General features: G+C 63.8%; 17 protein-coding genes. 13 read left to right on the top strand and 4 right to left on the bottom strand.

The features are described 5' to 3' along the window. The first annotated feature begins 40 nt into the window (after positions 1 to 40). Positions 41 to 2068 carry a transketolase gene (tkt, locus tag IC609_RS06770; protein WP_191818650.1) on the top strand — a complete coding sequence of 676 codons (2028 nt, stop codon included), beginning with the start codon at positions 41 to 43 and terminating at the stop codon, positions 2066 to 2068. A gap of 132 nt (positions 2069 to 2200) precedes the next feature. Next, entirely contained in the window at positions 2201 to 3208 is a 1008-nt protein-coding gene (gene gap / locus IC609_RS06765; protein ID WP_191818649.1) for a type I glyceraldehyde-3-phosphate dehydrogenase, read from the top strand. A gap of 27 nt (positions 3209 to 3235) precedes the next feature. Here gap (IC609_RS06765) and IC609_RS06760 read toward each other — a convergent pair whose 3' ends face one another. Both IC609_RS06760 and mgtA read right to left on the bottom strand, forming a co-directional pair. Continuing rightward, the gene (locus IC609_RS06760; RefSeq protein ID WP_191818648.1) at positions 3236 to 4831 is read right to left on the bottom strand and encodes a GMC family oxidoreductase; all 1596 of its coding nucleotides are present in this window, start codon (positions 4829 to 4831) and stop codon (positions 3236 to 3238) included. A 69-nt stretch (positions 4832 to 4900) separates the two neighbouring features. Then, complete coding sequence (gene mgtA / locus IC609_RS06755) at positions 4901 to 7438, bottom strand: magnesium-translocating P-type ATPase (protein WP_191818647.1); 2538 nt, start codon at positions 7436 to 7438, stop codon at positions 4901 to 4903. Between the two features lie 288 nt (positions 7439 to 7726). On the opposite strand from mgtA, the gene IC609_RS06750 reads away from it, so the two are divergent. Genes IC609_RS06750 through IC609_RS06730 form a run of 5 tightly spaced genes read left to right on the top strand, consistent with a single transcriptional unit; the run spans position 7727 to position 11290 of the window. Next, positions 7727 to 8425 carry a GntR family transcriptional regulator gene (locus tag IC609_RS06750; protein ID WP_232844238.1) on the top strand — a complete coding sequence of 233 codons (699 nt, stop codon included), beginning with the start codon at positions 7727 to 7729 and terminating at the stop codon, positions 8423 to 8425. Beyond that, on the top strand, positions 8422 to 9216 hold the full coding sequence (locus IC609_RS06745) for a transporter substrate-binding domain-containing protein (protein WP_191818645.1): 795 nt from the start codon (positions 8422 to 8424) through the stop codon (positions 9214 to 9216). The genes IC609_RS06750 and IC609_RS06745 overlap by 4 nt, the downstream gene beginning before the upstream one ends. A gap of 20 nt (positions 9217 to 9236) precedes the next feature. After that, positions 9237 to 9908 carry an amino acid ABC transporter permease gene (locus tag IC609_RS06740; protein WP_191818644.1) on the top strand — a complete coding sequence of 224 codons (672 nt, stop codon included), beginning with the start codon at positions 9237 to 9239 and terminating at the stop codon, positions 9906 to 9908. After that, complete coding sequence (locus tag IC609_RS06735) at positions 9901 to 10551, top strand: amino acid ABC transporter permease (protein ID WP_191818643.1); 651 nt, start codon at positions 9901 to 9903, stop codon at positions 10549 to 10551. Before IC609_RS06740 ends, IC609_RS06735 begins: the two co-directional genes overlap by 8 nt. After that, a complete protein-coding gene (locus IC609_RS06730) occupies positions 10538 to 11290 on the top strand; it encodes an amino acid ABC transporter ATP-binding protein (protein WP_191818642.1) in 753 nt (250 codons plus the stop codon). The genes IC609_RS06735 and IC609_RS06730 overlap by 14 nt, the downstream gene beginning before the upstream one ends. A gap of 8 nt (positions 11291 to 11298) precedes the next feature. On the opposite strand, the gene IC609_RS06725 is transcribed toward IC609_RS06730, so the two are convergent. Then, positions 11299 to 11919, bottom strand: coding sequence for a carboxymuconolactone decarboxylase family protein (locus tag IC609_RS06725; RefSeq protein WP_191818641.1), 621 nt, complete (start codon positions 11917 to 11919; stop codon positions 11299 to 11301). Between the two features lie 247 nt (positions 11920 to 12166). Here IC609_RS06725 and gap (IC609_RS06720) point away from each other — a divergent pair, with 247 nt between their 5' ends. Both gap (IC609_RS06720) and IC609_RS06715 read left to right on the top strand, forming a co-directional pair. Continuing rightward, positions 12167 to 13165 carry a type I glyceraldehyde-3-phosphate dehydrogenase gene (gene gap, locus IC609_RS06720; protein WP_191818640.1) on the top strand — a complete coding sequence of 333 codons (999 nt, stop codon included), beginning with the start codon at positions 12167 to 12169 and terminating at the stop codon, positions 13163 to 13165. Between the two features lie 111 nt (positions 13166 to 13276). Further along, a complete protein-coding gene (locus IC609_RS06715; protein ID WP_191818935.1) occupies positions 13277 to 15175 on the top strand; it encodes an acyl-CoA synthetase in 1899 nt (632 codons plus the stop codon). Positions 15176 to 15220: 45 nt separating this feature from the next. Here IC609_RS06715 and IC609_RS06710 read toward each other — a convergent pair whose 3' ends face one another. Continuing rightward, a complete protein-coding gene (locus IC609_RS06710) occupies positions 15221 to 18130 on the bottom strand; it encodes a DNA topoisomerase III (protein ID WP_191818639.1) in 2910 nt (969 codons plus the stop codon). A gap of 110 nt (positions 18131 to 18240) precedes the next feature. Between IC609_RS06710 and IC609_RS06705 the strand changes: the two genes are divergently transcribed. Genes IC609_RS06705 through IC609_RS06690 form a run of 4 tightly spaced genes read left to right on the top strand, consistent with a single transcriptional unit; the run spans position 18241 to position 20703 of the window. After that, positions 18241 to 18936, top strand: a complete 696-nt coding sequence (locus IC609_RS06705) for an SET domain-containing protein (protein ID WP_191818638.1) — start codon at positions 18241 to 18243, stop codon at positions 18934 to 18936. Between the two features lie 11 nt (positions 18937 to 18947). Further along, entirely contained in the window at positions 18948 to 19727 is a 780-nt protein-coding gene (locus IC609_RS06700) for a biotin--[acetyl-CoA-carboxylase] ligase (protein WP_191818637.1), read from the top strand. Beyond that, entirely contained in the window at positions 19727 to 20020 is a 294-nt protein-coding gene (locus IC609_RS06695; RefSeq protein ID WP_191818636.1) for a hypothetical protein, read from the top strand. Before IC609_RS06700 ends, IC609_RS06695 begins: the two co-directional genes overlap by 1 nt. A gap of 20 nt (positions 20021 to 20040) precedes the next feature. Beyond that, entirely contained in the window at positions 20041 to 20703 is a 663-nt protein-coding gene (locus IC609_RS06690; RefSeq protein ID WP_191818635.1) for a glutathione S-transferase family protein, read from the top strand. The last annotated feature ends 16 nt before the right edge of the window (positions 20704 to 20719 follow it).

Raw genomic sequence — 20719 nt, 5'->3', positions numbered from 1 at the left:
ATAAGGGGTTTTCCCGAATTTATTACCGGAGTTGCCCCACATGGCCAATACACAGCAAATGGCGAACGCCATCCGCGCCCTCGCAATGGACGCCGTTCAACAAGCCAACTCCGGTCACCCCGGCGCCCCCATGGGCATGGCCGACATGGCCGTGGCGCTGTGGGGCGATCACCTGCAGCACAACCCCAAGAACCCCGGCTGGGCCAACCGCGACCGCTTTGTGCTGTCCAACGGCCACGCCTCCATGCTGATCTATTCGGTGCTGCACCTGACGGGCTATGACCTGTCGATCGGTGACCTGAAGAATTTCCGCCAGCTGCACAGCAAGACCGCCGGTCACCCCGAAGTGGGCATCACCCCCGGCGTGGAAACCACCACCGGCCCGCTGGGTCAGGGCATCACCAACGCCGTGGGCATGGCCCTGGCCGAAAAGATGCTGGCCGCCGAGTTCAACCAGCCTGGCCACGCCATCGTCAACCACCACACCTACGTGTTCCTGGGTGACGGCTGCCTGATGGAAGGCATCAGCCACGAAGCCGTGGCCCTGGCCGGTGCCTGGAAGCTCAACAAACTGATCGCCCTGTACGACGACAACGGCATCTCCATCGACGGCAAGGTGGCGCCCTGGTTCATCGACAACACCCCCCAACGCTTTGCCGCCTGCGGCTGGAACGTGATCGACGCGGTGGATGGCCACGACGCGGCCGCCATCTCCAAAGCCATTGCCTCGGCCAAGCACAGCGCCGACAAGCCCACCCTGATCGTCTGCAAGACGGCGATTGGCAAGGGCTCACCCAACCGCGCCGGGACCTCCAAGGCCCACGGCGAACCGCTGGGTGCTGAAGAAATCAAGCTCACCCGCGAAGCCCTGGGCTGGAGCCACGAGCCTTTCAAGATCCCCAAAGAGGTCTATGCCGACTGGGACGCCAAGGCCGCTGGCAAGGCCCGCGAAGCCGAGTGGAACAAAACCTTTGCCGCTTACAAAGCCGCATTCCCCGCGCAAGCCAAAGAATTCGTGCGCCGCATGAAGGGCGAACTGCCCAAGAACTTCAACCAGGTGGCGTTCGACGCCGTGGTTGCTGCCCACACCAAGGCAGAGACCGTGGCCAGCCGCAAGGCCAGCCAGCTGGCGCTGGAAGCCTTCACCGCCGCCCTGCCTGAAATGCTGGGCGGCTCGGCCGACCTGACCGGCTCCAACCTGACCAACACCAAATCCACCCCCGCTTTCCGCGTGGACCTGGCGGGTGACGTGGTCAAGACCGAAGGCCAAGTGGGCCGCCACATCAACTACGGTGTGCGCGAGTTCGGCATGGCCGCCATCATGAACGGCGTGGCCCTGCACGGCGGCTACATCCCCTACGGCGGCACCTTCCTGACCTTCTCAGACTACTCACGCAACGCCATCCGCATGGCCGCGCTCATGAAGCAGCGCGTGGTGCATGTGTTCACACACGACTCCATCGGTCTGGGCGAAGACGGTCCGACCCACCAGTCCATCGAGCACGTGGCCAGCCTGCGCCTGATCCCCGGTCTGGACGTGTGGCGCCCTGCCGACACAGCCGAAACCACCGTGGCCTGGGCCGTGGCCCTGCAAAACGCCCACCGCCCCAGCGCGCTGTGCCTGTCGCGCCAGAACCTGGCCTACGCCCCCAAGGCGGACTTGGGCGACATCAGCCGTGGCGGCTATGTGCTGGCCGAACCCAGCGAAGTCGGCATGACCAAGACCCATGGCGTGATCATCGCCACCGGCTCCGAGGTTCAACTGGCCCTGGCCGCACAAAAGCTGCTGGCCGAGCGCAAGATCGGCGTGCGTGTGGTCTCCATGCCCAGCACCAACGTCTTTGACCGCCAGAGCGTCGAGTACAAGCAAAGCGTGCTGCCCGCAGGCCTGCCCCGCGTGGCGGTCGAGATGGGCTCCACCGACGGCTGGTGGAAGTACGGCTGCGCCGCCGTGGTTGGCATCGACACCTACGGCGAGTCGGCCCCGGCCCCTGTGCTGTTCAAACACTTCGGCTTCACGGCCGAGAACGTCGCGGACACGGTCCACGCCGCACTGCTCAAGGCCTGACCAGGCCACCGACCGGTTCCGGGCCTGCTTTCCGCACACGGAAAGCAGGTTCCGGGATCAGGCTCATGCAAGGGTCCTGATTTAAAAACCGGTTACGTAACGGTTTAGTAACTTTCTCCCAAGGCACTCACCATGACCATCAAGGTTGGCATCAACGGATTCGGCCGCATCGGCCGCCTGGCCCTGCGCGCTGCGCTCAAGCACGGCTACAACGACATCCAGATCGTGGGCATCAACGACCCCAAGCCCTCCGACTACCTGGCCTACATGCTCAAGTACGACAGCGTGCACGGCCGCTTTGACGGCACGGTGGACTTCACCGACGACGCCCTGATCGTCAACGGCAAGAAGATCAAGCTCTCGCACGAGCGCGACGCGCACAACCTGCGCTGGGGCGAAATGGGCGTGGACATCGTGCTCGAGTGCACGGGCCACTACCTGACCGAACCCACCAGCCAGATGCACCTGCAGGCTGGCGCCAAGAAGGTCGTGATCTCCGCCCCGTCCAAGGACACCGTGCCCATGTTCGTGTACGGCGTGAACCACAAGAAGTACGCGGGCGAGGCCATCGTGTCCAATGCGTCCTGCACCACCAACTGCCTGGCCCCGGTGGCCAAGGTGCTCAACGACAAGTGGGGCATCAAGCGCGGCCTGATGACCACCGTGCACGCCGCCACCGCCAGCCAGGCCACCGTGGACAGCTCCTCGCGCAAGGACTGGCGCGGCGGCCGCGGCATCCTGGAAAACATCATCCCCAGCAGCACGGGCGCTGCCAAGGCCGTGGGCAAGGTGATCCCCGAGCTCAACAAGAAGATCACGGGCATGGCGTTCCGTGTGCCGACGTCTGACGTGTCGGTGGTGGACCTGACCATCGAGCTGGAAAAGGAAGCCAGCTACGAAGAAGTCTGTGCCGAGATGAAGGCGCAAAGCGAAGGCGCGCTCAAGGGCATCCTGGGCTACACCGACGAGAAAGTGGTCTCCACCGACTTCCGTGGCGAGCCCTGCGCCAGCGTGTTCGACGCCACCGCCGGCATCGCGCTGGACAAGAACTTCATGAAGATCGTCGCCTGGTACGACAACGAATGGGGTTACGCCAAGCAGTGCCTGGAAATGATCCGGGTGGTGGCCAAAAAGAAGTGATGCGGGGGGGCTGAGCGGGCGCTTTTTTCATGCGCGGGCCGTCTGGCGGATCAAGTCTGCAGCCCTCTCGGCCAGCATGATCGTTGGCGCATTGGTGTTGCCGCTCACCACACGCGGCATGACCGAGGCATCCACCACGCGCAGGCCCGGCACGCCGCGCACACGCAGCTCGGGGTCGACCACGGCCAGCGCGTCCTGGCCCATGCGGCAGGTGCCCACCGGGTGGTAGATGGTGTCGGCGTTCTGGCGGATCCATTGCTCGATCTCGGCATCGGTCCTGGCATGGGCCGACGCAGCCCACTCGCGGCCATGGGCCGCCAGCGGCGCTTGCGCCAGGATGCGCTGGGCCTGCCGGACACCGGCCACCATGCGCTGCAGGTCTAAGGGGTCTGCCAGAAACTGCGGGTCGATCAGCGGGGCACTGTGCGGGTTGCGGTCGGTCAGCTGCACGCGGCCCCGGCTGCGCGGTTGCAGCAGGCACACGTGCAGCGAGTACCCATGCCCGGGCGTGATCTTGCGCCCATGGTCGACCAGCTTGGCCACCACAAAGTGCAGCTGGATGTCGGGGTGCTGCGCCTGCGGCGAGCTTTTGTAGAACGCCCCGGCTTCGGCGAAATTGGTGGTCAGTTGCCCCGTGCGCTGGCGACGCCATTCAAAGATGGCTTGGAGTGTTTTCCACGCGCCCTTGAGAGACAAGCCAAACAACTCGGACTGGCCCGGCGCATCGGCCACCAGCACCACGTCCGGGTGGTCGTGCAGGTTGTCGCCCACACCGGGCAAGTCATGCAGGACCTCGATGCCCAGGCCTTGCAGGTGCGCCGCCGGGCCAATGCCCGAGCGCATCAGGATCGCGGGTGACTGGAAAGCGCCTGCACTGAGGATGATTTCGCGGCGCGCGGTCAGTGTCTGCCTGGCGCCGCCCTGCACGGTGTGCACCTCCCGCGCCACCCCTTGGACCAAACCCACACGGTCCACGGTGACGCCGGTCATGACGTGCAGATTGGGCCGCTCCCGATGGGGCGTGAGGTAAGCCTTGGCCGCGCTGAAGCGCTCGCCCGCCCTCTGGGTGACCTGGTACAGGCCCACACCCTCCTGGGTGGCGCCATTGAAGTCCGGGTTGTGCGGCAACCCGGCCTGGATGCCCGCCTCGACAAAGCGCTTTGAAAACACGCTGGGGCTTTGCACATCGGCCACATTCAGCGGGCCCTGCTGGCCGTGCCAGGCATCGTTCAGGCGTTCGTTGTGTTCGGCCTTGCGAAAGTAGGGCAGCACATCGGCCCAGCCCCAGCCGGGGCAGCCCATGTCGGCCCAGGTGTCGTAGTCGGCATGCTGGCCGCGGATGTAGACCATCGCATTGGTCGAGCTGGAGCCCCCCAGGGTGCGGCCACGCGGCTGGTAGCCGCTGCGCCCATTCAGGCCGGGCTGCGGCACGGTGTTCAAACCCTGGACCACGCTTTGGGTTTGCACCAGCAAGGCAATGCCCGCCGGGCAATGGATGAGTGCACTGGTGTCGGGCGGCCCGGCTTCGAGCAAGGCCACCTGCACCGCCGGGTCTTCGCTGAGGCGGCTAGCCAGCACGCAACCGGCTGAACCACCGCCCACGATCACATAGTCAAATTCCATGCCCGCTCCGCTTGGCTGTCGATGCATGCAATGTAATGCCTGCCGCAAGCCGCCACTGTCCTAGCGGCGTCAGCGGAACAAGCGGCGCTTGATGAACTCCACCAGCGTCAGGTACACCGCCACCATCACGGCCAGCACCCCGTTAAACGCAGCAGGCGGGGGCGTGAAGCCAAAGGCTGCACCCAGGGCGGTGTAGGGTAGCGCCATGGCCACGGCCACCACGGTCAAGGACGTCAGCGTCAACAGCGGGTGAGGGCGGCTGCGCAAGGGATGGCCGTGCGTGCGGATCACAAAAATCACCAGCACCTGTGTGCACAGCGACTCGACAAACCAGCCGGTCTGGAACAGCTTCTCGTCGGCGTGGAACACCTGCAGCATCACGTAGAAAGTCAAAAAGTCAAAGAGCGAGCTCACCGGGCCCATGGTGAACATGAAGCGCCGGATCAAGTCCATGTCCATGACACGCGGCAAGCGGGTTTCTTCGCTGTCCACCGCGTCCAGGGGGATGGTGATTTCCGAGATGTCGTAGAGGATGTTGTTGAGCAGGATCTGCGTAGGCAGCATGGGCAGGAAAGGCAGGAACAGCACCGCCCCAGCCATGCTGAACATGTTGCCGAAGTTCGAACTCGTGCCCATCATGATGTACTTCATGATGTTGCCGAAGGTGCGGCGTCCTTCCAGCACCGCCTCGTGCAGGATTTGCAAGTCCTGGCGCAGCAGGATCATGTCGGCCGCCGCCTTGGCCACGTCCACCGCCGAGTCCACCGACAGGCCCACATCGGCCGAGTGCAGCGAGGGCGCATCGTTGACACCGTCGCCCAGATAGCCCACCACATGGCCTCGCGAACGCAAGGCCTGGATCACACGGTTCTTTTGCGGCGGATTGACCCGGCAAAACAAGTTGACCGCCTCCACGCTGGCACGCAAGGCCTCGTCGCTCATGGCGGCGATGTCCTGCCCCGTGAGCACCCCGATGATCGGCAGCTTCAGTTCGTGGCAAACATGGCGCGTGACGCGGTCACTGTCGCCAGTGACCACCTTGATCGCCACGCCATCGGCCTGCAGGGCCTGCAAGGCCAGGGCCGCACTGGCTTTGGGCGGGTCCAGAAATGCGGCAAAGCCGGCGAGGACCAGTTCGCTCTCGTCGTCCACACGCGCGTGGTCATGCTGAGGCCCGACACGACGCCAGGCGATGGCCAGAATGCGGAAGCCCTCGTCTTCGAGCGCATGGTAGGTGCTGCGCGCACGCGCGAGTGCCGCCGCGTCAAACGGCCCAGGCGCCAGAGGGTCTGCGCCTTCGCAGTGTGTGCACAGCGCCAGAATGTCGTCCGGCGCGCCCTTGACCACCAGCCAGCGTTCATCGCCGCGCTGCAGCAGCACCGAGACACGGCGGCGCTCAAAGTCGAACGGTACCTCGTCGATCTTGGTCCAGGCGCTGACGTCGCGCTGGCCGGACGCGAGGATGGCGTCGTCCAGCGGGCTCTTGAGGCCACTTTCAAAATGGCTGTTGAGGTAGGCCAGCTCCAGCGCCCGGTCGCTGTCGTGGCCCCAGGGGTCGACATGCCTTTCCATGCGGATGCGCGCCTCGGTCAGGGTGCCCGTCTTGTCGGTGCACAGCACATCCATCGAGCCCAGATCCTGGATCGCCGTCTGGCGCTTGACGATGATCTGCTGCGCCGCCATCCGCATGGCCCCACGCGACAAGGTGACCGACACCACCATGGGCAGCAGCTCCGGTGTGAGGCCCACAGCCAGCGCCACAGCAAACAAAAAGGACTCCAGCAAGGGGCGGTGCATCAAGCCGTTGACCAGCACCACAAACATGACCAGCAGCACCGTCAGCCGCATGATGAGCATGCCAAAGCGGCGCATGCCCAGTTCAAAGGAATGGGCCCGGGCAGGCCGCGACACGCTGTCGGCGATGCCGCCCATCTCGGTGTCGGCGCCGGTCTTGATCAACAGCACGCGGGCGCTGCCACTGATGACCGAGGTGCCCATGAAGACCGCATGCGTGGCGTCCTGCACATCGAGCGCCGCATCGGGTGTGCCCAGGTGCTTCTCGACCGGATAGGGTTCCCCCGTCAGCAAGGCCTGGTTGACAAAGAAATCGCGGGCCTCCAGCACCAGGCCATCGGCAGGCACCAGATCGCCCGCCGAGAGCAGCACCACATCGCCCGGCACCAGTGCGGTGACGGGGCATGCACAGGCGGCACCGCCGCGTAGCACGGTGGCGCGCACCATGACCGACTGCCTGAGTTGCTCGGCCGCACGGTTGGCACGGTGCTCCTGCACAAAGTCCAGCGTCACGCTCATCAGCACGATGCAGGCGATGATGGCGAAGTTGACGGCATCGCCCGACAGCGCCGACACGCCACTGGCCCCCAGCAGGATCAGCACCAGCGGATTCCTGAAGTGCAGCAGGTACTGCCAGACCAGCCCCGGCTCCCACCGCTGCCCCAGGCGGTTGGGGCCATGGCCTTGCAGCTGCGCCTGCGCCTGCTCGGCCGTCAGACCCTGTGCACACGCAGGGTTGCGGGCCTGCGCCAGCACCTGCGGATCGGTCCACCATGCTCCTTCGCCAGGCGCCGGCTTGTGTTCTTTGCTCATGGGCCAGACTCTAGAAGCAAGCGCCCGACCTGTGGGGACTGTCTGGCCCCTTCTTGACCGACATCAATTCGGGCCAGGGCGGCTTTTGGTGCGCCAGACCGCACCAAAGCAGGGAAATCCATGAGCCATGAGGCCTCGGCGCACACCTATGATGCACCAATCTTGAATACAAGATGCCGAAACAAGTGGCACGGTATTCGCTAGAGCGTGAGTCAAAGGAATCCCCCGCCCGTGAACTCCAAAGACATTGCCGACCGGATCGTGGAAGCGATCCTGGCCCAAAAGCTGATGCCCGGCGCGCGCCTGGGCGAGCAGGCTTTGTCGATGCTGTTTGACTGCAGCCGCACCCTGGTGCGCGAAGCGCTGATGCAGCTGGCTGCCCGTGGCATCGTGCAGGTCAGCTCGCGCCGGGGCTGGTTTGTGGTGCAGCCCTCCAAGACCGAAGCCCGCGAGGCCTTTGAAGCCCGACGGGTGATCGAGACGGGCCTGATCCGCAGCGCCGGGGCCATGGACAAGACCACACTCAAACGCCTGAAGCAACACATCCAGCAAGAAAAAACCGCGCTCAAGCAAGACGATGTGGGGCGTCGCAGCTTTTTGCTCGGCGACTTCCATGTGTGCCTGGCCGAATGCCTGGGCAACCAGCTGCTGGCCGACACGCTGCGCGACTTCACCGCACGCACTACCCTGATCGCCATGCTCTACCAGTCCAGCCATGACGCGGTGAAGTCCTGCCAGGAACACATCGAGATCGTGCAGGCATTGGAGCGTGGCGACAAGGAAACGGCCGAGCGGCTCATGGCCGAGCACATCGGCCAGGTGCAGTCGGCCTTGCAGATCAACGCCGCGCCTGCGGACCCACTGGCCGAGTTGCGTTTGGCGCTGGCCCCCATGAGCCCCGCCAGCACCGTGGCCAAAAAGCAGACCAAGAGTACTTCCAGATCCCCTTCATCTTCACCTTCCACTTACCTAGGAGCCTTGCTATGAAACTCTCGAAACGCCTTGTGCTGTCCACCGCCGTGGCCGTCAGCCTGCTGACCCTTGCGGGCAGCGGTCATGCCGAGACCGCGCTGGACAACATCCAGAAAGCCAAACTCATCAAGATCGCCATCCCAACCGACTTCCCGCCCTACGGCTTTGTCGGCATCGACCTCAAGCCCCAGGGCCTGGACATCGACATGGCCAACTACATCGCCACCAAGATGGGCGTGAAGGTCGAGCTGATGCCCGTGACCAGCGCCAACCGCATCGCCTACCTGCAGACCAAGAAGGCCGATCTGGTCATCTCCACCCTGGGCAAGAACCCCGAGCGCGAAAAAGTCATCGACTTCACCTCGGCCTATTCGCCTTTCTTCCAGGCCATCTACGGCGCCAAGACGCTGAGCGTCAAGTCCATGAACGACCTGGCCGGCAAGACTGTCGCCGTGACGCGGGGTGCCATCGAGGACCAGGAGCTGACCAAGGTGGCCCCGGCAGGCGCCGAGCTCAAGCGCTTTGAGGACAACAACGCCACCGTGTCGGCCTATGTATCGGGCCAAACCCAGCTGCTGGCCACGGGCGCCTCGGTCGCGGGCGTGATGATGCAGAAGAACCCCCAGCTCAACGCCGAATACAAGCTGCTGCTCAAGGACAGCCCCAACTTCATCGGTGTGGGCAAGGGTGAAGACGCGCTGCGCACCAAGGTCAACGCCATCATCGCCGAAGCCAAGAAGTCCGGCGACATCGACAAGATGGCGCAGAAGTGGCTGGGCCGCCCTGCCGGCCAGTTGCCTGAATAAACACGACAAGGTCCGATGCCATGGCGATTGAGCTGGATTTTGTTGCGGTTCTGACCGAGTGGCCCTTGCTGCTCAAGGGCGTGGCGTGGACGATCGGCCTCACGGCCGTGTCTGCGGTGCTGGGCGTGCTGCTGGGCATTGGCTGCGCCTGGGTGCGCACGCAGGGGCCGCGGTGGTCGCGCCCGGGCGTGGCCGCTTATGTGGAGCTGATCCGCAACACGCCTTTCATCGTCCAGCTCTTTTTCATCTTCTTTGGCCTGCCCGCCCTGGGGGTGCGCCTGAGCCCTGAATGGTCTTCGGTGATCGCCATGGTGATCAACCTGGGAGCGTATTCGGCCGAGATCGTGCGGGCGGGCATCCAGACCACGCCTGCAGGGCAGATCGAAGCGGCCATGAGCCTGGCGCTCTCGCGCATGCAAACCTTCGTGCACGTGGTGCTGCCACCGGCGCTGCAACGGGTGTGGCCTGCGCTGGTCAGCCAGATCATCATCGTGATGCTGGGCTCGGCGGTGTGTGGCCAGATCTCGACCGAAGAGTTGAGCTTTGCCGCCAACCTGATCCAGAGCCGCAACTTCCGCGCCTTTGAAGCCTTCATCGTCGCCACAGCCATTTACCTGCTGCTGTCGATCGCCACCCGCGCCACGCTGAACTGGTTCGGCCAGCGCTTCTTGTTCGGAGGCCGCCGTGGTTGAGTTTTCCCTGTGGGACATCGTCAGCAACTTGTTGTTGGCCGCGCGCTGGACGCTGGTGCTGTCGCTGATCGCTTTTGTCGGCGGCGGGCTGGTGGGCCTGGCCCTGTTGGTGGTCCGCACCACGCCCAACCGCAGCCTGCAACAAGCCGTCGCGCTGTATGTACAGCTCTTTCAGGGCACACCACTGCTGATGCAGCTGTTCCTGGCCTACTTCGGCATGGCCATGCTCGGCGTGGAGACCTCGGCCTGGACGGCGGCTGCCGTGGCTTTGACGCTGTACAGCAGCGCCTTCCTCACCGAAATCTGGCACGGCTGCGTCAAATCCATTGGCAAAGGCCAGTGGGAAGCGGCTCAAAGCCTGGCACTGAATTTTGGCGAGCAACTGCGCTACGTGATTTTTCCGCAGGCGGCGCGCATTGCGGTCGCGCCCACCGTGGGCTTTCTGGTCCAGGTGGTCAAGGGCACGGCACTGGCCTCGGTCATCGGCTTTGTCGAGCTGACCAAAGCCGGCACCATGATCACCAACGCCACCTTCAAACCCTTTGTGGTCTACAGCTGTGTGGCTGTTTTGTATTTCCTGATCTGCTACCCGATCAGCCTGTATGCACGCTCTCTCGAAGGCAAATTCCATGTCCAACGCTGATTCTTCCACCGCCGCTGTCGCGATCACGGGGCTGCGCAAGTCCTACGGCAGCAACGAAGTCCTCAAGGGCATCGACCTGCAGGTGCAGCCGGGCGAGGTGATCGCCATCATCGGCAAAAGCGGCTCGGGCAAAAGCACGCTGCTGCGCTGCATCAACGGGCTGGAGACCTTCCAGCACGGCAGCCTGACCGTGCAGGGCCAGCCCCTGGTGTACGACGACCCTGCGGCCATGCGGACCCTGCGCCAGCAGGTGGGCATGATCTTCCAGTCCTTCAACCTGTTCCCGCACCTCACGGTAGGCAAGAACATCCAGCTCGCGCCCGGCCTGGTCAAGCGACTGGCTGCCACCGAAACCGAAGCCACTGCGCGCCGCCTGCTGGCCCGTGTGGGCTTGGCCGAAAAGTTCGACGCCTTTCCCGACCAGCTCTCGGGCGGGCAGCAGCAGCGCGTGGCGATTGCACGGGCGCTGGCCATGTCGCCGGGCATCTTGCTGTGCGACGAAATCACCTCGGCGCTCGACCCCGAGCTGGTGGGTGAAGTGCTGGCCGTGGTGGAGTCGCTCGCGCAAGAAGGCATGACGCTCTTGATGGTCACGCATGAGATGAACTTTGCCCGCAAGGTGAGCGACCGTGTGATCTTCATGCACCAGGGACGGGTGCACGAACAGGGCGCACCTGACGCCTTGTTCTCGAACCCACAAACGCCGGAGCTTCGGCAGTTCCTGGCGTCAATCCACTGAACAGGTGGTCAGCGCGGAAAACGCTGCAAGCGCTTGGCGTCTTTGGGCACCTGGTACTCGGCCGCGTTCATCTGCATGGCCAGCGAGGTGTAGTACGCGTTGATGGCCGTCAGGTCCACCACGCCTTGCTTGCCAAAGCGTTTTTCCGCACGCGCAAAGGTGTGGTCCGAGACGTGCTTGTTCTTGTGCAACTCGGTCGAGAAGTCATAGACGATTTCCTCGTCATCGCTCATGCCCTGGGGTCTGCGCCCTTGGGCAATGGCATCGGTGATCGAGGCCTTGATGCCCACCTCCACCGCGATGGGTTGGTGCACCATCCACTCGTAATCCTGCGTCCACTCTCGCGCCACCACCAGAATCACCAGCTCGCTCAAGGTGGTGCCAATCGCCGACTTGTAGCGCAGGTAGTCGCCTGTGGAGCGCATCAGCGTCATGACCTGCGGGCTGTGCAGCAGGGGCTGGAACGGGCCGCGCAGTGCGGCTTTTCTCACCGTTTCAAAGTCCTGCACCGCCTGCTTTTGTTCGGGCGTGTACTGCTCGGGCGGGATGGTGGGTAAACGGCCTTGAGCAATAACCAGCGATGAAAAGGTCAAGGCACACAAGCCTGAAAAGAAACGGATGGCATTCATGTTGGCAAGGAACGATGTGTTGCAAAGGTTTTGACAGTAGTGGATTTGCGTTCACTGTGCAATGCAACACGCGACGACCCGATGTCAACGCATCCACCCCTGGTTTGCGACCGGTTACAAAACCAGAACAAACCCATTTCAGTCCAGGGCTATGTAATAAAGTTTCACAAATTCGGTACCATGGTTACATCCTCGGTTGCGCAGGCTTGCCAACCGCTTGAACACATCCAACGAAAGTGAGACCCCCATGACCACCAAAATCGGTATCAACGGATTTGGCCGCATCGGCCGCATGGTGTTCCGCGCTGCGGTGCAGAACTTCAATGACGTCGAGATCGTCGGCATCAACGATTTGCTGGAGCCCGAATACCTGGCCTACATGCTGAGCTACGACAGCGTGCATGGCCGCTTCAAGGGCACCGTGGCCGTGGAAGGCAACACCCTCGTGGTGAACGGCAAAAAAATCCGTCTGACGCAAGAGCGCGACCCGGCCAACCTGAAGTGGAACGAGGTCGGCGCCGATGTGGTGATCGAAGCCACGGGCTTGTTCCTGGACAAAGACAGCGCGGGCAAGCACCTGGCGGCAGGCGCCAAGAAGGTGGTGATTTCGGCCCCATCCAAGGACGACACACCGATGTTTGTGTACGGTGTGAACCACAACACCTACGCAGGCCAGGCGATCATCAGCAACGCCAGCTGCACCACCAACGCGCTGGCCCCGATCACCAAGGTGCTCAACGACAAGTGGGGCATCAAGCGCGGCCTGATGACCACTGTGCACGCGGCCACGGCCACCCAAAAGACCGTAGACGGCCCGAGCAACAAGGACTGGCGCGGTGGGCGCGGCATTCTGGAAAACATCATCCCCAGCAGCACAGGCGCAGCCAAGGCGGTGGGCGTGGTGATTCCCGCCATCAAGGGCAAGCTGACTGGCATGGCGTTCCGCGTGCCCACGTCGGACGTGTCGGTGGTGGACCTCACGGCCGAACTGGACAACCCCGCCACCTACGCCGAGATCTGTGCCGAAATGAAAGCGCAAAGCGAGGGCGCGCTCAAGGGCGTGCTGGGTTACACCACCGACAAAGTGGTCTCGACCGACTTCCGTGGCGAGGTGTGCACCAGCGTGTTCGACGCCGATGCGGGCATTGCCCTGGACAGCACCTTCATCAAGGTCGTGGCCTGGTACGACAACGAGTGGGGCTACTCCAACAAGTGCCTGGAGATGGCCCGGGTGGTGGGGCACTGAGCGCCGGCACCACTGGAGTGGTGGTGCTTGTCACTGAGGCGGCAAAAGCACGGTCGCCTGCTCGCTAACATGGGGCTCGCCATCGCCGATGGCTTTTTGCAGTCACCTCCCATGCACCTGAGCACCACCACCGCGGTCCAGTCACTGGCGCACATCCGTCAGATCGAGCAAACGCCCCTGGACCAGGCCATCCCCTGGCAAAGCACCTATGCGCTGATCGCGGCCAGCGCCCAAGCCCACGCCGAACGGCCAGCGCTGACCTTTTTGGAAACCGGGCAGCCTGGCGGCCCCAGCACCAGCTGGACCTACCGCGAGCTGCTGCAAAAAATCCACCAAACCGCCAACGCCTTGTTCCATCTGGGTGTTCAGTCAGGCGATGTGGTCGCCATCTTGCTGCCCGGGGGACTCGCCTACCACCTGGCCCTGTGGGGCGGTGAGGCGGCGGGCATCGTGCAGCCGCTGAACCCTTTGCTGAGCGAAGAAAAGCTGCTGTCGCTGCTGCGGGCCAGTGGTGCCAAAGTACTGATCGCACACGGCGACGACGATGACGCACACATGCGTGCCAAAGCCCTGCGGCTGCAGGCACTGCTGCCCTCACTGCAGAAGGTGCTGCTCGTCACGCCAAGGAACGGTCCCGTTGCATCGCCAGAGAACCTGCCTGCCGGGGTGCTGGACTTCCACGCCTTGGTCAATGCAGAGCCTTCGGATCGCTTGCTCAGCGAGCGGGTGTTCTCTGCCAGCGACATCGCCGCCTACTTCCACACAGGCGGGACCACAGGCGCACCCAAACTGGCACGGCACAGCCACGCCGCCCAGGTCTTCACCGCCTGGGCCAACGCCACCGTGCAGGGCTTTCAATGCACCGATGTGACCCTCAATGGTTACCCCTTGTTCCATGTGGCGGGCGTGTTGCCCGGGGCCTTGTGCTCGTTGGCAGTGGGCATGCATGTGATCATTCCGACGGCGGCGATGTTCCGCAACCGCGAAGTGATCCAGAACTATTGGCGTCTGGTGGCGCACCACCGCTGCACGCTCATGTCGGGTGTGCCCACGGTGCTGGCGGCCCTGGCGGCGGTGCCTTTGGCCGGGGCAGACATTGCCACACTGCGCGGCGTGCGCACAGGTGCAGCACCGTTGCCGCCCGAGCTGTCGCAGCGCTTCAGGCAGACTTTGGGTCTGCACATCAACGAGAGCCTGGGCATGACCGAGACCGCAGGCTTGAGCACGGTGGCCCCACCGGGCATGGACGCACCAGCAGGCTGCGTGGGCTGGCCTTTGCCACACGCCCGTGTGCGCATCGCGGCCCTGAATGCCGACGGGCAAGCCACCGGCACCGAGCTGCCTGCGGGCGGCAAGGGCATGGTGCTCTACCAAGGCCCCAACCTGTTTTCGGGCTACCTGGACAGCGCCGAGACGGCTCGCAGTTTCACCCCCGATGGCTGGCTGATCACCGGCGATGTGGGCTTTGTGGACGAGCAGGGGCGTTTGCACCTGACAGGGCGTGCCAAGGACCTGATCATCCGGGGTGGACACAACATCGACCCCAAGGTGATTGAAGACGCGCTGGGTGCGCATCCGGCGGTGGCGCTGTGCGCTGCGGTGGGCGCGCCTGACGCCTATGCGGGCGAGTTGCCCGTGGCCTTTGCCACCCTCAAAGCCGGCTGCGAGGCGAGCGAGGCCGAATTGCTGGGTTTCACCGCCGAGCGTGTGGACGAGGGCCCCGCCAAACCCAAATCGATCACCATCCTCAGCACCATGCCCGTGACCAATGTGGGCAAGATTTACAAGCCCGAACTGCGCACCCTGGCCACAGGGGCCGTGGTGCAAGCACTGGTCGATCAGGCGTGCAGCGCAGCCGGGCTGCCCCAAGACCAACGCCCACGCGTGGTGGCCGAGGGCGATGGGCCCGTGTGGGTGGACAGCCACGGCCCAGGCTGGGCGCAGGTACACGCCCGGCTGCAGCCCTTGCTGGAGGCTTTGCCCGTGAAGGTCAACATCCGGGGTTCTTGAGATGGACTGAAGCACGACCCGCCAGGCAGCAGGTCGCGCGCTATGTCAGCTCAGGTGCTTGCCGATGATGCCCGCCAGCTCGAACATCGTGATCTGATCCTTGCCAAACACTTCCTTGAGCTTGCCATCGGCATTGATGGCGCGCTTGTTGGCGGCGTCCTGCAAGTTGTTGGCCTTGATGTAGTCCCAGATTTTCTTGACCACTTCGGTGCGGGCGTAGGTGCCGTCGCCGATCACCGCCATCAGGGCGGCGCTGGGCTTGAGCGTGCCCACGGCGGCTTTGCGCGGGGCCTTGGGCGCTGCTGTTTTAGCGGCCTTTTTCGCTGCCGGGGCTTTGGCGGTTTTCGTCGCGGCCTTGCCGAAAGGCGTCTTCTTGGCTGCCGTTTTGCGCGGCGGGTACTTCTTGCCGCCTTCACGCTGCTCGAACTCGAAACCCACTTTGCCTTCTTCCGCGTTCCAGGCCAGGAAGGCCTTGAAGGTGCGGCGGGTGCGGTTGCTCAGGAACTTGTCGAGCAGGTCGGTTTTGCCTGTGGCCAGCAGCTTGCTGACCTGTTCGCGCTCCACGGGTTGCTGCAGGATGACCTTGCCGGTCTTGAAATCGCAGCTGGGTGTGGGTTGCGCATGGGTGGGTACGGCCTTGCTGCAAACGTAGTTGCTGCCATGCTCGTGCACCGGGCTGCCGCACTTGGGGCACACGCCCAGCGACTCGTCGGTGAATTCGACGATTTCGCCGCTGTCCTCGTCTTTCTTGTCGTCCCCGAAGTCGAACTCGAGTTTCCAGTTCTGCTCTTCTTCGTTGAACTTGAGCGCCATCTCGGCCACAAAGGGCCAGCCCGCCTTGGAGCGAAAGCCTTCGAGCGGGCCGATCTTCTTGTCGCGCAGGAACTGGTCGGCTTCGTGCGTTTCAAAGGTGCGCCCGCCGGGCGACTTGCCGAACGAGAAGCCGCAGCCTTCGCTCGCGCCGTCAGCGCCCGTGCAGGTGTAGCGACGGTAGTTTTCCTTGACCACACCGCCGCACTTGGGGCAGGGCGTGGTGAGCGTGGCGTAGTCACCGGGCACGGTGTCGCGGTCGTACTCTTTGGCTTTCTTGACGATGTGCTCGGTCATGGCCGCGATTTCGGCCATGAACTGGCCACGGCTCAACTTGCCCTGCTCCATCTGCGCCAGCTTGTATTCCCATTCGCCCGTGAGCTCAGGCTTGGAGAGTTCTTCCACCTGCAGGCCGCGCAGCAGCGTCATGAGCTGGAAGGCCTTGGCCGTCGGGATCAGCTCGCGGCCTTCGCGCAGCATGTATTTCTCGTTCAGCAGGCCTTCGATGATGGCAGCGCGGGTGGCTGGCGTGCCCAGGCCTTTTTCCTGCATGGCTTCGCGCAGCTCGTCGTCGTCCACCAGCTTGCCCGCGCCTTCCATGGCGCCCAGCAGCGTGGCTTCCGAGTAGCGAGCGGGCGGCCGGGTCTTGAGGCCCTTGGCTTCGACCGACTCGACACCCACCTGCTCGCCCGGCTGCACCGGCACCAGGTTCTGGCCCTTGTCGCCGTCTTTGGCGTCTTCCACCTCATTGGCCGCTTCCTTGCCATAGATGGCGAGCCAGCCGGGTTTGACCAGCACCTTGCCCACGGTCTTGAAGCTGTGGCCAGCAGCCACGCTGATGCGGGTGGTCACCTGGTATTCGGCGCTGGGGAAGAACACCGCCATGAAGCGGCGCACCACCAGGTCGTACAGCTTTTGCTCGGCCTCGGACAAGCCGCTGGGCGCTTGCAGCGTAGGGATGATGGCGAAGTGGTCCGACACCTTTTTGTTGTCGAACACGCGGGGGATCTTGCGCACGTAGTTGTTGTTCAGTGCCGTGAGGGCGTGCGGGGCCAGGTGCTTCATGCCGCTGTCTGCCAGCATCTCGAAGGTTTGCTTGGCCACGGGCACGTAGTCTTCGGGCAGGTGGCGCGAGTCGGTACGCGGGTAGGTCAGGGCCTTGTGGCGTTCGTACAGGCTTTGGGCCAGCGCCAGCGTGGTCTTGGCCGAGAAGCCGAACTTGCCGTTGGCCTCGCGCTGCAGGCTGGTCAGGTCAAACAGGCCAGGGCTGGCTTGTGTGGTGGGTGTGGCCTCTTCGGTCACCGTGGCCTTTTGGCCGCGCACCGCGTCAACGATGGCTTGCGCCTCGGCAGCGGTCCATTGGCGGTCGGCTTTCTTTTCGGCGTCTTCTTCTTTTCGCCAGGCCGGGTCAAACCACTTGCCGGGGTAGGTGCCAGCAGCGGCAGCAAACTCAGCGTGGATTTCCCAATAGTCGCGGCTGACAAACTTGCGGATTTGCTCTTCGCGCTCGACCACCACGGCCAGCGTGGGCGTCTGCACCCGGCCCACAGTGGTCAAGAAGAACCCCCCGTCACGCGAGTTGAAGGCGGTCATGGCGCGCGTGCCGTTGATGCCCACCAGCCAGTCGGCTTCAGACCGGCTGCGGGCGGCGTCGGCCAGGCCCTGCATCTGGGTGTCGCTGCGCAGGCTCTCAAAACCGTCACGGATCGCTTGTGGTGTCATGGACTGCAGCCACAGGCGTTTGACAGGTTTGTTCAGCGGCTTGGCGCCGCCCGCGTACTGCTCGATCAAACGGAAGATCAACTCCCCTTCACGGCCCGCGTCACAAGCATTGATGAGGGCGCTCACGTCCTTGCGCTTGGCCTGCTTGACCACGGCACTCAAGCGGCTCTTGGTCTTGTCCACGGGTTTGAGGTCAAAGTGCGGCGGGATCACGGGCAAGTTGGCGAAGCTCCACTTGCCGCGCTTGACGTCGTACTGCTCAGGGGCCTGGATCTCGACCAGATGACCCACGGCACTGGTGACCACATAGGTGTCGCTCTCGAAATGGTCATCGTGTTTCTCGAACTTGCCCGCCACAGGGGTCAGCGCCCGAACAATGTCCTGGGCCACCGAAGGCTTCTCTGCAATGATCAATGTTTTCATGTCTATACAATCCGTTGTCTCGCGTGCGCACGCGCGCTCGCACACATGCACGCCCGGGCGCGCTCACGCGCACGCCCACATGAATTCACCATAACAAATTTTTCAACGCCGTGGCCAAAACCCCTGTTTCTTCTTCCGGTTCATCGTCCAGCCGACGCATCCAGGTTCGCCGCTCCGGTGTGCACGGCAAGGGCGTGTTTGCACTGCAAGACATCGCCGAGGGCGAGACCATCATCGAGTACGTGGGCGAGGTCATCAGCTGGGACGAAGCCCAGGACCGCCACCCGCACGACCCCAATGACCCGAACCACACCTTCTACTTCCATGTGAATGAAGACAAGGTGATCGATGCGCTGCACGGCGGCAACTCCTCGCGCTGGATCAACCACAGCTGCGACGCGAACTGCGAAGCCGACGAAGTGAACGAGCGCATTTTCATCAAGGCGCTGCGCAACATCAAAGCGGGCGAAGAGCTGAACTACGACTACGGCCTGATCATCGACGAGCCCTACACCAAAGAACTGTTGGCAGAGTACCCCTGCTGGTGCGGCAGCACCAACTGCCGAGGCACACTGCTCTCGCCCAAGGACCGCGAAGACACACCCCCGATCCCAAGCCAGAAAAAGAAGAAAAAGGCCAAAACCAAGGCCGACGTGAAAGCCGACGCCAAGCCCAAGGCCAAGAAAGCGGACAAAGCCAATAAAGCCGACAAAGTGAAGGCCGCCGACAAGCCCAAAGCCAACCCCAAGGCGAAGACCCAAGCCAAAGCCGAGGCCGCGCCCAAAAAGAAGTCCAAAAAAGCCTGAGCCAGCCGCCGATGACACCGCCCACCCGCTGGCACGCTGAAGCCATTTGGGAGCAGGTCTGGCCCTTGTTGCCAGGCTTCACGGTGGAGGTGCTGCCCGAAATCGATTCGAGCAACACCGAGCTGATGCGCCGTGCCCGCCAAGGGCAAACCGAGGCCACCTTGCTGGTGGCCGAATCGCAAACCGCAGGGCGTGGGCGCATGGGCCGGGTCTGGCAAGGCCAGCCGGGCGACTCGCTCACTTTTTCGCTCAGCCTGCCGTTCGCCCCCCAAGATTGGTCAGGCTTGTCGCTGGCCGTGGGGCTGTCGCTGGCCGAGAGCCTGCACCCGGGCGTCCGACTGAAGTGGCCCAACGACCTGTGGTGGCAAGAGCGCAAGCTCGGCGGCATCCTGATCGAGGCGGCCAGCATGGGCGGGCGCAGCCAGGTGGTGATCGGCATGGGCATCAACATCCGCCCCCGTCCGGCCGACGGCCTGAACACCCCGCCCGCCGCGCTGACCGAAGCCTGGTCCGAAGCCACCGCCCCCGCCGCACTGGCCCGTGTGGTGCTGCCACTGGTGCAGATGCTGCAGGACTTTGAGCGCCAGGGCTTTGCCCCGCTGCAGCAACGCTTTGAGGCGCGCGATGTGCTGCGGGGCCGACAGGTCACCACCAGCGACGGGCTGCAGGGCCTGTGCCTGGGGGTGAGTGCAGCGGGTGCGCTACGATTGGCCGATGAACAAGGCACACACGACATCCACAGCTCGGAAGTCAGTGTGCGCCCCCTGAAACAAGACAAGGACGGATGCTGATGGCCCGCTGGTGGATCGGATTGTTGCTGCTGCTCAACGCGGCCTTGCTGGCCTGGAACATGGGCGCCCTGCAGCCTTGGGGCTGGGGCACTGAGCAGACGCCCAGCGGCCCGGTGGTGACGCTGCCGATCCAGCCCCCTGCAGCAGAACCGGCTTCCGCGCCTTTATCGTCGGCATCGGCTTCTCCAGCGGCTGGCGCATCGGCTGCCTTGGCATCACCCGCCAAGCCTGCCGCCAGCGCACCGCGTCCCAAGCCTGCTGCCCCTGCAGCGTCTGCCCCCGATTCCAATTGATCCTTTCCGGAGACCTTCCCGTGAGCCTGAAACTGTATTTTTCCCCTGGCGCCTGCTCGTTCGTGCCCCATGTGCTGCTGGAGATGAGCGGCGCCGCCTTTGAGCCCAGCATGGTCAAGCTGCACAAGGGTGAGCAAAACAGCGACGAGTACAAAGCCATCAATCCGCGCGGCCAAGTGCCCGTGCTGGTCAACAACGGTCAACCGATCACGCAAATTCTGGCCATCGTGCTGCACCTGGACCAGGTGTTTCCGCAAGCGCATTTCCTGCCCACCGAACCGATGGCCCGTGCGCAAGCCCTGTCGACGCTGGCCTGGATGAACAACACGGTACACCCCACGTTCACCCACATCTTCATGCCGCAGAAATTCTCGGACCAGCCCGAGGCCCAGGCGGCGATGAAGACCTACAACACCCAGCTGTTTCGCGGCATGTTGGGCGAATTGCAAACGCTGGTCCTGGCGGCTGCAGCCAAAGGCCAGACCTGGCTGACCGGCGAGCACTTCAGCCCGCTCGACGCCTACAGCCTGACGCTGACCCGCTGGGGCACCATTGCGGGCATCGCGCCCGAAGCGCACCCCGATCTGTGGGCCTTTGTCCAAAAAGTAGCGGCCGTACCTGCTGTGGCCCGCGTGATCGAACGCGAGCGGCTGCAGCTGGACATGGGCCGCCCTGCGGCCTGATCAGCACACAAGGCTC

The sequence above is a fragment of the Limnohabitans radicicola genome (genome assembly GCF_014837235.1).
Classification (GTDB): Bacteria; Pseudomonadota; Gammaproteobacteria; order Burkholderiales; family Burkholderiaceae_C; genus Limnohabitans_A; species Limnohabitans_A radicicola.
Note: the sequence above shows the minus strand (reverse complement) of the source record. Positions and strands in the feature narration are given on the sequence as shown.

What these genes read in the sequence shown, in the direction of transcription:
- tkt (WP_191818650.1), top strand. Translation starts at nt 41, where the DNA reads ATGGCCAATACACAGCAAATGGCGAACGCCATCCGCGCCCTCGCAATG.
- gap (WP_191818649.1), top strand. Translation starts at nt 2,201, where the DNA reads ATGACCATCAAGGTTGGCATCAACGGATTCGGCCGCATCGGCCGCCTG.
- IC609_RS06760 (WP_191818648.1), bottom strand. Translation starts at nt 4,831, where the DNA reads ATGGAATTTGACTATGTGATCGTGGGCGGTGGTTCAGCCGGTTGCGTG.
- mgtA (WP_191818647.1), bottom strand. Translation starts at nt 7,438, where the DNA reads ATGAGCAAAGAACACAAGCCGGCGCCTGGCGAAGGAGCATGGTGGACC.
- IC609_RS06750 (WP_232844238.1), top strand. Translation starts at nt 7,727, where the DNA reads ATGCCCGGCGCGCGCCTGGGCGAGCAGGCTTTGTCGATGCTGTTTGAC.
- IC609_RS06745 (WP_191818645.1), top strand. Translation starts at nt 8,422, where the DNA reads ATGAAACTCTCGAAACGCCTTGTGCTGTCCACCGCCGTGGCCGTCAGC.
- IC609_RS06740 (WP_191818644.1), top strand. Translation starts at nt 9,237, where the DNA reads ATGGCGATTGAGCTGGATTTTGTTGCGGTTCTGACCGAGTGGCCCTTG.
- IC609_RS06730 (WP_191818642.1), top strand. Translation starts at nt 10,538, where the DNA reads ATGTCCAACGCTGATTCTTCCACCGCCGCTGTCGCGATCACGGGGCTG.
- IC609_RS06725 (WP_191818641.1), bottom strand. Translation starts at nt 11,919, where the DNA reads ATGAATGCCATCCGTTTCTTTTCAGGCTTGTGTGCCTTGACCTTTTCA.
- gap (WP_191818640.1), top strand. Translation starts at nt 12,167, where the DNA reads ATGACCACCAAAATCGGTATCAACGGATTTGGCCGCATCGGCCGCATG.
- IC609_RS06715 (WP_191818935.1), top strand. Translation starts at nt 13,277, where the DNA reads ATGCACCTGAGCACCACCACCGCGGTCCAGTCACTGGCGCACATCCGT.
- IC609_RS06710 (WP_191818639.1), bottom strand. Translation starts at nt 18,130, where the DNA reads ATGAAAACATTGATCATTGCAGAGAAGCCTTCGGTGGCCCAGGACATT.
- IC609_RS06700 (WP_191818637.1), top strand. Translation starts at nt 18,948, where the DNA reads ATGACACCGCCCACCCGCTGGCACGCTGAAGCCATTTGGGAGCAGGTC.
- IC609_RS06695 (WP_191818636.1), top strand. Translation starts at nt 19,727, where the DNA reads ATGGCCCGCTGGTGGATCGGATTGTTGCTGCTGCTCAACGCGGCCTTG.